Origin of the sequence: Streptomyces sp. NBC_01481 (genome assembly GCF_026339995.1) — a bacterium.
GTDB lineage: Bacteria > Actinomycetota > Actinomycetes > Streptomycetales > Streptomycetaceae > Streptomyces.
On the sequence record NZ_JAPEPT010000006.1, the window covers coordinates 165723 to 178814 of the forward strand.

Below are 13092 nucleotides of genomic sequence, written 5' to 3' on the forward strand. Positions count from 1 at the left end.
CCCTCGGGGGTGAGGGGGCGTCCCCTCAAAAACGCGGCTGAGCAGTTTCACGAGGTGGGGGCAGAGCAGCACGATGGCACAGGGCACGGTCCAGGTGACGCACACCGGCACATCGCGGTGGCGGCGCCGCACGGGCGAGTACCCCTCACTGGCCGCAGCCCTGGAGGCCGCGGGTGACGGCGACATTCTCACCGTCGCGCCGGGGACGTACCGCGAAAACCTCGTCGTCCAGCGGGCGGTGACCCTGCGCGGCTCCGAGGGCGCGGTCGGTTCGGTGCGCATCGCGCCCGCCGACGGGGTCGCGCTGACCGTGCGTGCCTCGGCCACCGTCCAGGACCTCCATGTGGAGGGGCAGGACTCGGCGGCCCCCGCGCTGCTCGTCGAGGACGGCACACCCGAGCTGATCGATCTGCGGATCGTGACCCGTTCCGCGGCCGGTCTCGAGGTGCGTGGCGCGGCCCGGCCGACCGTCCGCCGCTGCACCGTCGACAATCCGGGGGGCGTCGGCATCGGCGTTCTGGACGGCGCGGGCGGGGTGTTCGAGGAGTGCGAGGTCGTCGCGGCCGGCCAATCGGGCATCTCCGTGCGCGGCGGCGCGCATCCGCGTTTCGAGCGCTGCCGGGTGCATCACGCCTCGGGCGCGGGCCTGAGCGTGACGGGCGAAGGCAGCGGATTGGAGGCGATCGGCTGCGAGGTGTACGAGATCAAGGGCACCGGCGTCCAGATCGCCTCGCGCGCCTCGGCCCATCTGACGGACTCCACCGTGCACCGCACCTCGGCGGACGGCATCACGCTCGACACGGACTCCGTGCTCACACTCTCCGACTGCGATATTCACGACATTCCGGAGAACGCGATCGATCTGCGCTCGCGGTCGGTGCTCACGCTCACCCGCTCCACGGTGCGCCGCTTCGGGCGCAACGGCCTGTCGGTGTGGGATCCGGGCACGCGGGTGGATGCCAACCAGTGCGAGATCCACGACAGTACGGGCGACTATCCGGCCGTCTGGGTCAGCGACGGCGCGAGTGCCGTCCTCGACTCGTGCCGTGTCCACGACGTCCCGGACGCGCTGTTCGTCCTCGATCGCGGCTCGCGCGTCGATGTCGTCGACAGCGATCTCTCCCAGATCCGCAACACAGCCGTGTCGGTGAGCGACGGCGCGACCGCGCAGCTCGACGACTGCCGGATCAGAGAGGCCTCCACCGGCGCCTGGTTCCGCGACCACGGCAGCGGCGGCACCCTCAACGGCTGCACCATCGATGCGGCGCAGACCGGCGTGATCGTCACCAAGGGCGCGGATCCGGTGATCGAGCGCTGCACGGTCACCTCGCCCGCCGAGGCCGGTTTCTACGTGTCGGCGGAGGGCCGCGGCACCTTCCGCGGCTGCCGGGTCACCGGCAGCGGCGGCTACGGCTTCCATGTGATGGACGGCTGCCGTACGACCCTGAGCCGCTGCCGCACCGAGCGCTGTGCGCGCGGCGGTTACGAGTTCGCCGAGTCCGACGGCGTGGTCGCCGAGGACTGCACGAGCGACGAGAGCGGCGTACGGACCGCGGCCGAGCCGACGACGGCCGTGCTGACCGCGACCCAGTCCCCCGGGCTGCTCACCACGGTCCCGGGGCAGCCCGCCCCCGAAGCCGTGCCCGCCGAGCCCGTACGGGCCTCGGGTGCCGTGCTCGGCGAACTGGACGCGCTCGTGGGTCTGGAGAGCGTCAAGCGTGAAGTCCGCACACTCACCAACATGATCGAGGTCGGCAGGCGCCGCCAGGAGGCGGGCCTGAAGGCCGCGTCCGTCCGCCGCCATCTGGTCTTCACCGGCTCCCCCGGCACCGGCAAGACGACCGTGGCACGGTTGTACGGCGAGATCCTGGCCTCGCTCGGAGTGCTGGAGCGCGGCCATCTCGTCGAGGTCTCCCGCGTCGACCTGGTCGGCGAGCACATCGGCTCGACCGCGATCCGTACGCAGGAGGCGTTCGACCGGGCGCGCGGCGGTGTGCTCTTCATCGACGAGGCCTATGCCCTCTCCCCCGAGGACTCCGGGCGGGACTTCGGCAAGGAGGCCATCGACACCCTGGTGAAGCTGATGGAGGACCATCGCGAGGCGGTGGTGGTGATCGTCGCCGGATACACCGCGGAGATGGAGCGGTTCCTGTCCGTCAACCCCGGTGTGGCATCCCGGTTCTCACGGACCATCACCTTCCACGACTACGTGCCCGAAGAACTGCTGAGGATCGTGGAGCAGCAGGCCGAGGACCATGAGTACCGGCTGGGCACGGGCACGGGTGAAGCACTGCTGAAGTACTTCACCGCGCTGCCCAAGGGGCCCGCCTTCGGCAACGGCCGCACCGCCCGCCAGACCTTCGAGTCGATGGTGGAGCGGCACGCGGGCCGGGTCGCCGAGCTCACCGAGGTGAACACCGACGACCTGACCCTCCTCTACCCGGACGATCTGCCCGAACTGCCCTGAGCCTGACGGGGAACGACAGGCGTGAGCCGGTCGAGCAGCTCGCGCCGTTCCCTTTCGAACTCCGGGTCGGCCTGGTACTCGGAGTGCCCGAGGATCGGCTCGGGCAGGGGATGCAGGTTCGAACGCCCGTACACCAGCGGGTCCTTGAACGCCTTGCAGTCGACTCCGGGGCGCGCGCCGTCGGCGGGGACCCGGACGGGCCCGCCGATCGGGTCGGTGAGCCGCCACAGATTGCGCCAGGTGCTTACCTGGCCGCTCAGCTCGGCGAGAGCGACGGGCCCGAAGTAGGCGGGGAACCACCGGCCGTACAGGCGCTCGAGCGGCGATCCGTACGTCAGCAGCGCCACCCGGCGCCGGGTGGCCGCGGGCAGCTGCCAGACGGCGGCTGCCGCCAGCACGCTGCCCTGGGAGTGGCCGGAGATGACGAGCCGCCCGCCGGTACGTGCGGTCCAGGTGCACATCCGCCACGTGAGGTCGGGGACGGCGCGCTCCGCGTAACAGGGCGGCGCGAAGGGGTGGGCGGCGCGCGGCCAGAAGGTGCCGACGTCCCACAGGATGCCGATGGTGCGCCGGGCGGAGGCGTCACGGTAGGCGCGGCGGCCCCAGGTGACGAACAGTATGAAGCCGAAGCCGATCAGCCAGGAGCCGGCGGACTGTGCGGCCTCGGCAACGGACTGGGCAAAGCCGTCTCCGAAGGCCTCGCCGGGCACGTCGCCGTTCACCCACGCGCCGGCGACCGCGCCAGCGCCCAGGAGCAGGGTGGCGCCGGAGACGATGCCGACGATCCAAGGTGCCGCGTCGGTGAGGGCGGCCCGCGCGCGGGTGCCCGCGATGCGCCGGGTGCGGCCCTCGTCGGGACGGCCGACCTCATACTCCGTCTCCACTCCTTTCCCGAGACCGCGGGCCGTCCGCCAGGTGCGTACGGCCAGGACGACGGCGGGGACGAACACGACGATCAGCAGGACGGGGATGACCGAGGCCTGCCAGCTGAGCAGCACGGGCGGCCCCGGAATGGAGCCTTCGCCGTCCATGCCGGGCGTGCCGGGGCCGTCCAGCCAGTCGGCGACGCGCTGGGCGACACCGCCGGTCATCACCCCGCCGAGGGCGCAGGCGAGCATCGCGACGGCCGGCCCGCCCAGTCCGAACAGGGCGGTGCGCGCATGACGCGCGCGGCGGTGCAGGATCCAGGCGACGACGCCCAGGGCGATGACCAGGGCGCCCTGGGCGAGGGCGATGACGCGGAAGGTGACATCGCCGGGGAGGGTGGCGGTGGAGGCCCAGCCGGGCCGCGACCACGAGGCGTACAGCAGCGACAGGGCTAACAGCGCGAGTGCGGCACCCGGCAGCCAGCGCACGGCGGCGCGGTCGACGCGGACATCGAACCGCTTCTCGCTGCGGCCCCTGCGCACCACGACCCACAGCACGCCGAGCAGCCCGATGACGAGGGCCGCTTCCAGCAGCCATCCGCAGACTTCGAGCAGCGCGTCGTCGCCGCGCCGGTCGTGGCGGGCGGCGGCTCCGCCGACGGCGGCTGCGACGGTGAGGAAGCCCGCGGCGGTGTGCACGGCGCGCAGCCTGGCGACGAGCCGGCGGCCGTACCAGAATCCCGGGCGGCCGAGCGCGGGCCGTACGACGGGGTCCTTCGGCCCGGCGGCGTCCTCCTCGATCTCCTGCAGGCCCTCCTCCTCGCCCATGTCCTCGCCGGTCGGCGGCCGCTGTGATTCGTACGCGCTCCAGGTGCGGTTGGAGAGGTACCAGAGCAGTCCGACCAGCGCGGCCGGTACGACCGAGGCGAGCGCGAGGCGCCTGCCGGGCTGTGACCACCAGCCGCCCTGAGCGGCGGACACGAATCCCAGCCAGGACCTTTCCCGAGTGCATGCGGCAGAGCCGGCGCACTGCCAGGCCAGCAGATCGAGCGCGACCTCGCAGGCGGCGGCCGTCAGCAGCACGGTGAGGCTGAGGGCGACGAGCCGCACAAGCACGCCGTACAGCCGTGTCGTGGTCCTGCGGCCCTTCGCGCGCGGGCGCATCCAGTGCGCGAGGTTGGCCACCATGAAGGGGAGCAGCAGCAGCCACAGGGCACGTGCGCTGTTGCCGGAGGTGAGATTGGACCAGCAGTACGCCTCGGGGACGGGCCGGTCCTCGTACCGTTCGGGGTGGCTCTCCGCCTTCTCGTCGTCGGTGCGGCGGAACACGGCGGCTTTCTCGTCACCGGAGATCCGGATCGTGCGGGGGTCGCCGAGCATGTCCTGCGGGGTGGCTCCGCCGACGCCGTGGACCAGCAGTTCCAGCGCGGGCCCTCCGTTCGGCGGGACCGGAGTGGCAGAGGACACTTCTGTGACTCGCTCTCTCGATGTAAGGCTCTCGATGGGAGGATCGATCAGTGCGCGGCCGCGCGGTGGCTCATGACCACCATCCCGGATCATGGCAGTTCACCGCACGGCACTTACGGAATCTCCCCGAGCCCCGGCGGCACCGGCCGTGCGAGGATGAGCAGCCTTGGCCACAGGCGGTGTACGACACCCGGTGTACGACGAGATGGAAGGACCGGCCCCGGCAGTGACCGACAACCAGAACCTGCTCGCGGAGCAGCGGCGCGCCCTGATCCTCGACGAGGTGCGCAGGCGCGGCGGGGTGCGGGTCAACGAGCTCACCCGCAAACTCAATGTCTCCGACATGACAGTGCGCCGGGATCTGGACGCTCTGGCCCGGCAGGGGGTCATCGAGAAGGTCCACGGCGGCGCGGTGCCGGTGGTCGAGGCGAGCACGCACGAGCCCGGGTTCGAGGCCAAGTCGGCGCTGGAGCTGAGCGCCAAGGAGGACATCGCGCGGGCGGCGGCCCGGATGGCGGTGCCCGGCACCGCGATCGCGCTGTCCGGCGGCACCACGACCTATGCCCTGGCGCACCACCTTCTCGACGTGCCCGATCTGACGGTGGTCACCAACTCGGTGCGGGTCGCGGACGTGTTCCACGCGGCGCAGCGTGCGGGTGCCGCCGGCGGCCAGCGGCCCGGCGCGGCCACGGTGGTCCTCACCGGAGGTGTGCGTACGCCATCCGACTCACTCGTGGGCCCGGTCGCCGACCAGGCGATCCGTTCCCTCCACTTCGATGTGCTCTTTCTCGGCGTGCACGGGATCTCGGTCGAGGCCGGGCTGTCCACGCCGAATCTGGCGGAGGCGGAGACGAACCGCCGCTTTGTCCAGGCGGCGCGGCGGGTCGTCGTGGTCGCCGACCACACCAAGTGGGGGACGGTGGGCCTGAGTTCCTTCGCCGCGCTGGCCGAGGTCGACACGCTGGTGACGGACTCGGGGCTGTCCGAGGAGGCGCGCGAGGAGATCGCCGAGCATCTGCCGGGTCTGGTGGTGGCGGGCGGTCCCGAGAATTCCGGCGGTCCCGAGAGCGTCGGCGGACAGGACGGCTGACGCCAGGTGGGCGCCTTCCGGCTCACGCGGGCCGTCGCGCTGCCGGCCGGCGAGGTCTGGTCGCGCGTCACCGACTGGCGCGGGCACGCGACCCAAGTGCCGCTGACGGCCGTCCGGGTCGTGACGCCGCCGCCGACCCGGGTGGGCACCCGCTTCGTCGCACGCTCCGGAGTGGGCCGCGTCGGCTTCGACGATCCGATGGAGGTCGTCCGCTGGGAGCCGCCCGCGAGCGGCAGGCCGGGGCGCTGCCGTCTGGAGAAGCGTGGCTCCGTCATCACGGGCTGGGCCGAGATCGAGGTGCTTCCGGAGGGTCCCGGCGCCGTGGTGGTCTGGGTGGAGGAGCTGCGTATCCGCTTCCTGCCCCGGCTGCTGGATCCGCTGGTCGCCCGGGCGGGGCGGCTGGTGTTCGGCCGCGCCCTGGACGGACTCCTGCGGAGATCCTCGTCTCATGTCTGAAGCACCTGCCGACAATTGACGGCCTGTCAGCTATGGTGTGCGCCCCCACCCCTTTTCCCGCCGGAGGTACGGTCCCCATGGCACGCCGACTGAGCCCCGTGGAACTCGACTTCGTCGAGTCCGCTCCCCTGCGCCTGGTCTTCTCGGCCGAGGTGTCGGCCGCGCCGAAGGCGGTGTACGAGGCGCTCGCCGAAGATGTCGCGGGCCTGCCCACCTGGTTCGACGCGGTCGCCTCCGCCACTCCGACACACGGGGGCGCCGGCCGCGAGGTCAGGCTCAGAGGCGGGATCTTCTTCGCCGAGACGATCCTCGCCACCGACCCCGGCGAACGCTACGCGTACCGCGTGGACCGTACCAACGCCCCTGGGCTGCGTGCCCTGTTGGAGGAGTGGCGGCTCACGCCCGGCACGGCCGGCACCCGGGTGCAGTGGACGTTCGCGGTGGACGCCCCGGCGCCGATGCGCGGCGTACTGAAGCTGAGCCGGGCGGGACTCGCCTCGTCCTTCAGGGGCGCGGTGCGCAACCTCGACCGGAAGCTCGCCCGCTCCGCAGCGCAGTGAGAGATCAGCGGGGCCACTCCCCCGTGGCCAGGAACTGCTCGATCGTCGCCGTGTACGGGGCGATGTCCAGGCCCTGTTCGCCCAGCCAGGCATCGGAGTAGTACTTGTCGAGATAGCGGTCACCCGGGTCGCAGAGCAGCGTGACCACACTGCCTCTGCGGCCGTCGGCCACCATCTCGGCGATGATCTTCAGCGAGCTCCACAGTCCGGTGCCGGTGGAGCCTCCCGCCTTGCGGCCTATGGCCTTCTCCAGGGCCCGTACGGCGGCGACACTCGCCGCGTCGGGCACCTTCATCATCCGGTCGATGGCGCCGGGCACGAAGCTGGGCTCCATGCGCGGCCGCCCGATGCCCTCGATACGGGAGCCGCAGTCATTGCTGGCGCCCGGGTCGCCCTTGGTCCAGCCCTCGAAGAAACAGGAGTTCTCCGGGTCGGGGACACAGACCCGGGTGTCGTGCTGCATGTAGTGCACATAGCGGGCGATGGTCGCCGAGGTTCCGCCGGTGCCCGCCGTCGCCACGATCCACGCCGGCTCGGGATAGCGCTCCAACCGCAGCTGCTGGTAGATCGATTCGGCGATGTTGTTGTTGCCGCGCCAGTCGGTGGCCCGCTCCGCGTAGGTGAACTGGTCCATGTAGTGGCCGCCGGTGCGCTCCGCGAGGGACGCGGACTCCTCGTACATCTTGCGCGAGTCGTCCACGAAGTGGCACTGCCCGCCATGGAATTCGATCAGCCGGATCTTCTCGGGGCTGGTCGTGCGCGGCATCACGGCGATGAAGGGGACACCGATCAGCTTGGCGAAATAGGCCTCGGAGACCGCGGTCGAGCCGCTGGACGCCTCGATGACCGGTTTGCCCGGCCGGATCCAGCCATTGCACAGGCCGTAGAGGAACAGCGAGCGCGCGAGGCGGTGCTTGAGGCTGCCAGTCGGATGGGTGGACTCGTCCTTGAGGTAAAGGTCGATTCCCCACTGCTCCGGCAGCGGGAAACGCAGCAGATGCGTGTCAGCGGAGCGGTTCGCGTCGGCCTGGACCTTGCGGACCGCTTCCTTCAGCCATGCCCGGTAATGCGGATCGCTGCGGTCCACGTCGACGGTCACCATCGCCCCGTCCGTCACAGACTTCCCACTCGTACTCATGCGTGCCGTTCCTCGCCTTGTCGACTCCGGTCCCCACTCGCCACAGTAAGCCCCTCACCTGCACAAACGTTCACTTTGGGGATCCATAGGAGTCACTTGCAGGCCAGGAGCCGCCCCTGCCTTTCCGCACGTACTGGTGAACTCGCCCCGAGTTGTGCAGACTTGCAAGGAGGAAACGTGCGAAGGGGGCGGAGACTCGATGGCGATGGCAGAGCCCGAATTCAGTGCTACGGGCGTGCGGATCGAGCGGTGGCCGCGATCATTGACAAGGGCCGGACAAGTGCTGATCAAGGACGGCAGGCTGGCGCTGCTCACCAGCTACGGCCGGGTGATCGAGAGCGCGCCGGTGCGCGCGGTCAGGGCCGGTAAGCCCTGGTTCGCCGATGACGCGAGCACGGTCGCGACGCTCAACGGCAAGAGGTACCGGCTCACCATGGGGCAGCGCAGCCGCAGGCCGGAGGGCCGGGCGCTGGCCGGGCGCTTCCTGGAGGCCGTGCGCGGCGCAGGCGGCACCAGGAGCTGAGAGTAACCACCCGAGTGCGGTGAGTTGCGGAACCGTCTGTACTGGTTCACGCTTGTATCACGTCACTCAGGGTTTACCGGCGGTCACGCTGTGATCCAGCCCGCCGGACACATCAGCAGCCAGCCAACTGCTGGATCCGATCCTTCGTCTTCCGGACCTCATTCGGGGAGTCGCAGCCGTGATCAGCCAGCCAAGCAGGCACTGCACGGTGGAGCTCCAGGCCCTGCCGTCGCGGATCGGTCAGGTCCGCAGAATCATCTCGGCGCAACTGCGCTACTGGCATCTCGATCCCTTGATCGACCAGGCAGCGCTCGGCGTCACCGAACTGCTGACCAATGTCCACCGCCATGCCGAGCCCGACAAAGTGTGCACTGTCGAGATCGAGTTGCTGCTCGACCGGCTCACGGTCTCGGTCCATGACCACGATCCGCGCCTTCCGACCGTGCGCGACTCCGATGCGCTGGCCACCTCCGGCCGCGGGCTCGCGCTGATAGCGGCGGTGAGCGAGAGCTGGGGCGTACGGCCCAAGGGCGACACGGGCAAGATCGTGTGGTTCACGCTCTCGGCGCCGTCGTCCGCGGTGGCTCTGCCGGCGTATCCGATGGTGTACGGAGCGACGCCTGACGGCCCGTTCGCCGAAACACAGGACGGTGCGCGTAAACGCGCCACAGCGCGGTCGGCCGTCGCCGGGTGAGCAGAAGGCGCCGGACGGGCTCGCAGCCCGTCCGGCGTTCGAGGACAACACTCGGACTGCTCCGTCTACTCCGTGGCGATGGCGCGCAGCACGTCCAGGCGTGCCGCCCGCCGCGCCGGCCGCCAGCCCGCGACCGCCCCGGCCACCAGGCCGACCAGCGCGACCACCAGGAGCTGGAGCGGCGGTACGGCGAACGCGAAGGCGGTGTCGCCCGCGCCCTCGGACGCCTTGACGAGCACCCAGCCGAGCAGCCCGCCCAGGGCCAGTCCGCCTGCCGTGCCGAAGGCGGCGACCAGCACCGACTCGTAGCGCACCATCGAGCGCAGCTGCCTCCTGGTCTGTCCGACCGCCCGCAACAGGCCCAGTTCCCTGGTGCGTTCGTGAATCGCGAGGGTGAGCGTGTTGGCGATGCCGAGCAGCGCGATCACCACGGCGAGCGCGAGCAGGGCATAGACCAGGGTGAGCATCATGTCGATGGCTCCGGCCGCGCTCTGCGCGTACTCGTCGCGGGTCTGCACCTCGGGGTTGCCGTACGCGGCCGCTGTCTTCTCGACCGCAGCCGCGCCGTCCGCAGTGGACACGCCGTCCTTGAAAGTGACCGCGATCAGCGTGTCGGAGTCCTGGCCCCGGTGCGGGGCCCATGCCTCGCGGGTGATGACATAGTCGCCCGCCAGCTCCGACTGCTCGAAGACGGCGCGGACGGTGAAGGTCTGCTTCTGGCCGTCGGTGAAGGCGAGCTCAGCGGTGGAGCCGGGCTTCCAGCCCTTCTTGTCCGCCTCGGTGTCCGCGACGGCCATTGCGGTGGTGCCGAGGCCGTCGAGCGAGCCGTGCACGGTGCCGAGGTCGAAGGACCTGCCCAGCGCCACCGGGTCGGTGACAGTCAGCAGGCGTCCCGCGCCGTCGACCTCCGCGACGCCCTTGCCCAGGCCGACCGCGGTCTCCACCTCGGGCTGCGCGGCAATGGCGGGGGCCAGCTTCGGGCTGAGCCCGCTGCCGCCCGCGCCGAAGGCCGGCACGCTGACGGCCACATCACCGGCAAAGGACCGGGAGACCGTCTGGTCCATGGTCGCCTTCAGCGAGGCGCCGAAGACGGTGAACAGTGAGACGACGGCGACACCGATCATCAGCGCGGTCGCGGTGGCCGCGGTCCGCTTGGGGCTGCGCAGGGCGTTGCGCTTGGCCAGGCTGCCGGACACGCCGCGCAGCCGGTCGAGCGGCCCGCCGAGGATCCGTACCGCATACGAGGACGCGACCGGGCCGAGCACCACGAAGGCCGCCAGGGCCAGCACAGCGCCCGCAGCCGCGAGCCAGAGGGACGGCGAGGCCACGACGCCGAACAGGATGATGCCGATACCGGCCAGGGCGACGCCCGTTCCGATGTACGCACGCTTCCGGGAGACCGCCGACTGGTCCACGGCCGTCTCGCGCAGCGCGGCGAGCGGAGCGGTCCGCCCGGCACGGAGAGCGGGCATCAGCGCGGAGCCGAGGCCCACGATCACGCCGACGGTGAGCGGCAGCAGCAGCGAGAGACCGCTGATGACCAGGCTGCCCTCCGGGAAGGGGAAGCCGATGACGGGGAACAGCGCCCGCAGTCCCGCGGCGATCCCGATGCCGCCGATGAGACCCACGGCGGACGCGGTCAGCGCGACGACGGCCGCCTCGACGAGCGTCGAGCCGACGACCTGGCGCCTCGACGCGCCGAGCGCGCGCAGCAGGGCGTTCTCGCGGGTGCGCTGGGCGATGACGATCGCGAAGGTGTTGTAGATGGAGAAGGTCGCGACCAGCAGCACGATGCCGGAGAACACCAGCAGCAGGGTGGTGAACAGATTCAGGAACTGACCCGAGATCATGTCCTGGTTCTCTTCCGTCACCTCCTGGCCGGTGACCGCCTCGACTCCCTGGGGCAGTACGGGCGTCAGCGCGTCCACGAGTTCCTGCTGACTGGTGCCGGGTCCGGCCCGCACCTGGATGGACGCGGCCTGACCGGGCTTGGGGGTCAGGTACTTCTCGGCGTCGGCGAGGGTCATTGCGGTGAAGGTGACCTGGGCCATGCCGTCCTCGCCGCCGAAGGTCGCCAGTCCGACGATCGTGACCTGCACCGGGTCGGGGGTGCGCAGCACGGTACGATCGCCGATCTCCAGCCCGCCCCTGTCGGCGGTGCCGCGGTTGACCACGACCTCGCCGCTCCTGGCGGGGACCCGTCCCTCGGCGAGCTGGTACGGGTTGAGCTCCGGGTCCGTGATCCAGTTGCCGGCGAGCGTCGGCGGGCCCTGTCCGCCGATGGGCTTGCCGCCCGATCCGACGAGCTGTCCCGCGCCCTGGATGCTGGGCACGGCGGCGGCGACACCCGGCGTCTTCTCGATCCTCGACACGAGGTCGGTCCCTACGGGCTGCCGGGTGCCCTGGCCCTCGCCGGAGACCGTGACGACATTGGAGCTGCGGACAACGGCGTCGGTGCCGCCGTTGGCGCTGGCGAACATGGTGTCGAAGCTGCCGCGGAGCGTGTCGCCCATGATGAGCGTGCCCGCGAGAAAGGCCACGCCGAGCAGTACGGCGGTGAAGGTGCCGGCGAAGCGCCGTTTGTGGGCGCGCAGGGAGTTGAGGCTGATGCGCAGCGAGGCGCGGCTGCCGCTCATGTCTTCGTCCCCTTGACGTCGAAGGCCTTGATTCGGTCCAGGACGCGCTCGGCGGTCGGGGCCTCCATCCGGTCGACGAGCCGTCCGTCGGCGAGGAAGACGACCTCGTCGGCGTGGGCCGCGGCGACCGGGTCATGGGTGACCATGACGACCGTACGGTCCGTCTGACGCACTGCCCGGCCCAGCAGCCGCAGCACCTCTTCGCCCGAGCGGGAGTCGAGATTGCCGGTGGGCTCGTCGGCGAAGACCACGTCCGGCCGGCCGGCGAAGGCGCGGGCCACGGCGACGCGCTGCTGCTGCCCGCCGGAGAGTTCGCTCGGCCGGTGGTGCAGCCGGTCGCCCAGTCCGACGGTGTCGATGAGGGCGTCGAGCCACTCACCGTCGGCCCGCTCCCCCGCCAGATCCATGGGGAGCGTGATGTTCTCGGCGACGGTGAGTGTGGGGATGAGATTGAAGGCCTGGAAGACGAAGCCGATGCGCTCGCGCCGCAGCAGGGTGAGCCTGCGGTCGTCGAGCGCGCTCAGATCGGTGTCGCCGATGAGGGCGGAGCCCGAGGTGAGGGTGTCGAGCCCGGCGGCGCAGTGCATCAGCGTCGACTTGCCGGAGCCCGAGGGCCCCATGATGGCGGTGAAGCGGCCGACCGGGAAGTCGACGCTCACCCCGTCCAGGGCCCTCACTTCGGTGTCGCCCTTGCCGTAGACCTTGACGGCGTCGACGACGCGGGCGGCGATCCGGGTCAGAGTGGCGGTGGTGGTCATGCCGCGCCGTCCTTGCCCGCCGTGCGGCCGAACTGCTCGTCCAGGACGGACAGTCGGCGCCAGTACTCGTCCTCGTCGATCTCACCGGCGGCGAAACGGCGCCCGATGATCGCGATCGGCGAGTTCTCGCCGTACGTCACGCGGGGGCCCTGCCACGGGCCGCGGCGGCCGCGCCAGATGCCGGTACGGCGCAGGACGGTGACGACGGAGACGACGACGGCCGCCCAGATCAGCGGGAAGAACAGAATCCACGGGCCGGGCCCGTCGTACGCCAGGGTGTTCATCTCGGTTCAGCTCCTCGGTGGCGATGGTGGTACGCGGTTCGTTGTCGCCTTCGAGGCTCTCGCCGGGAGGGGGTCGAAGTCGTCGTACGGCCAGCGGCACTGCGCGTACCACCCAGGGAGTACGCAGGGCTTTCACGGCTGCTCCCGAGCATC

General features: G+C 71.0%; 11 protein-coding genes. 6 read left to right on the plus strand and 5 right to left on the minus strand.

Annotated elements, in window-relative coordinates; all coding sequences use genetic code 11:
- Nucleotides 1-73 precede the first annotated feature (73 nt).
- Complete coding sequence (locus OOK40_RS30565) at nucleotides 74-2467, plus strand: right-handed parallel beta-helix repeat-containing protein (protein WP_266487993.1); 2394 nt, start codon at nucleotides 74-76, stop codon at nucleotides 2465-2467.
- On the opposite strand, the gene OOK40_RS30570 is transcribed toward OOK40_RS30565, so the two are convergent.
- Nucleotides 2437-4800 (minus strand): hypothetical protein, encoded by a 2364-nt coding sequence (locus OOK40_RS30570; RefSeq protein ID WP_266487995.1) that lies wholly within the window; start codon nucleotides 4798-4800, stop codon nucleotides 2437-2439. The two genes, OOK40_RS30565 and OOK40_RS30570, sit on opposite strands and share 31 nt — an antisense overlap.
- A 226-nt stretch (nucleotides 4801-5026) precedes the next feature.
- Between OOK40_RS30570 and OOK40_RS30575 the strand changes: the two genes are divergently transcribed.
- The 3 genes from OOK40_RS30575 to OOK40_RS30585 all read left to right on the plus strand — a co-directional run bounded on the left by OOK40_RS30575 (nucleotide 5027) and on the right by OOK40_RS30585 (nucleotide 6906).
- Nucleotides 5027-5890 (plus strand): DeoR/GlpR family DNA-binding transcription regulator, encoded by an 864-nt coding sequence (locus OOK40_RS30575; RefSeq protein WP_266488532.1) that lies wholly within the window; start codon nucleotides 5027-5029, stop codon nucleotides 5888-5890.
- 6 nt (nucleotides 5891-5896) lie between these two features.
- Nucleotides 5897-6346, plus strand: a complete 450-nt coding sequence (locus tag OOK40_RS30580; protein ID WP_266488000.1) for an SRPBCC family protein — start codon at nucleotides 5897-5899, stop codon at nucleotides 6344-6346.
- A 77-nt stretch (nucleotides 6347-6423) separates the two neighbouring features.
- Entirely contained in the window at nucleotides 6424-6906 is a 483-nt protein-coding gene (locus OOK40_RS30585) for an SRPBCC family protein (RefSeq protein WP_266488003.1), read from the plus strand.
- Between the two features lie 4 nt (nucleotides 6907-6910).
- Here the strand turns inward: OOK40_RS30585 and OOK40_RS30590 are convergent, their stop codons facing one another.
- Nucleotides 6911-8044, minus strand: coding sequence for a PLP-dependent cysteine synthase family protein (locus tag OOK40_RS30590; protein ID WP_323136133.1), 1134 nt, complete (start codon nucleotides 8042-8044; stop codon nucleotides 6911-6913).
- Nucleotides 8045-8243: 199 nt separating this feature from the next.
- Between OOK40_RS30590 and OOK40_RS30595 the strand changes: the two genes are divergently transcribed.
- The gene (locus OOK40_RS30595) at nucleotides 8244-8567 is read left to right on the plus strand and encodes a hypothetical protein (RefSeq protein ID WP_266488005.1); all 324 of its coding nucleotides are present in this window, start codon (nucleotides 8244-8246) and stop codon (nucleotides 8565-8567) included.
- Between the two features lie 178 nt (nucleotides 8568-8745).
- Nucleotides 8746-9261 carry an ATP-binding protein gene (locus OOK40_RS30600; protein ID WP_266488007.1) on the plus strand — a complete coding sequence of 172 codons (516 nt, stop codon included), beginning with the start codon at nucleotides 8746-8748 and terminating at the stop codon, nucleotides 9259-9261.
- 65 nt (nucleotides 9262-9326) lie between these two features.
- On the opposite strand, the gene OOK40_RS30605 is transcribed toward OOK40_RS30600, so the two are convergent.
- The 3 genes from OOK40_RS30605 to OOK40_RS30615 are packed head-to-tail and all read right to left on the minus strand — an operon-like array spanning nucleotide 9327 to nucleotide 12939.
- Nucleotides 9327-11897: an ABC transporter permease gene (locus OOK40_RS30605; protein WP_266488009.1), complete on the minus strand. Its 2571-nt coding sequence runs from the start codon at nucleotides 11895-11897 to the stop codon at nucleotides 9327-9329.
- The gene (locus OOK40_RS30610; protein ID WP_266488011.1) at nucleotides 11894-12655 is read right to left on the minus strand and encodes an ABC transporter ATP-binding protein; all 762 of its coding nucleotides are present in this window, start codon (nucleotides 12653-12655) and stop codon (nucleotides 11894-11896) included. Before OOK40_RS30610 ends, OOK40_RS30605 begins: the two co-directional genes overlap by 4 nt.
- Nucleotides 12652-12939 carry an SHOCT domain-containing protein gene (locus OOK40_RS30615; protein ID WP_266488014.1) on the minus strand — a complete coding sequence of 96 codons (288 nt, stop codon included), beginning with the start codon at nucleotides 12937-12939 and terminating at the stop codon, nucleotides 12652-12654. The genes OOK40_RS30610 and OOK40_RS30615 overlap by 4 nt, the downstream gene beginning before the upstream one ends.
- Nucleotides 12940-13092 lie beyond the last annotated feature (153 nt).

Coding starts and splice junctions, on each gene's coding strand:
- OOK40_RS30565 (WP_266487993.1), top strand. CDS start 74: ATGGCACAGGGCACGGTCCAGGTGACGCACACCGGCACATCGCGGTGG.
- OOK40_RS30585 (WP_266488003.1), top strand. CDS start 6,424: ATGGCACGCCGACTGAGCCCCGTGGAACTCGACTTCGTCGAGTCCGCT.
- OOK40_RS30590 (WP_323136133.1), bottom strand. CDS start 8,044: ATGAGTACGAGTGGGAAGTCTGTGACGGACGGGGCGATGGTGACCGTC.
- OOK40_RS30595 (WP_266488005.1), top strand. CDS start 8,244: ATGGCGATGGCAGAGCCCGAATTCAGTGCTACGGGCGTGCGGATCGAG.
- OOK40_RS30605 (WP_266488009.1), bottom strand. CDS start 11,897: ATGAGCGGCAGCCGCGCCTCGCTGCGCATCAGCCTCAACTCCCTGCGC.
- OOK40_RS30610 (WP_266488011.1), bottom strand. CDS start 12,655: ATGACCACCACCGCCACTCTGACCCGGATCGCCGCCCGCGTCGTCGAC.
- OOK40_RS30615 (WP_266488014.1), bottom strand. CDS start 12,939: ATGAACACCCTGGCGTACGACGGGCCCGGCCCGTGGATTCTGTTCTTC.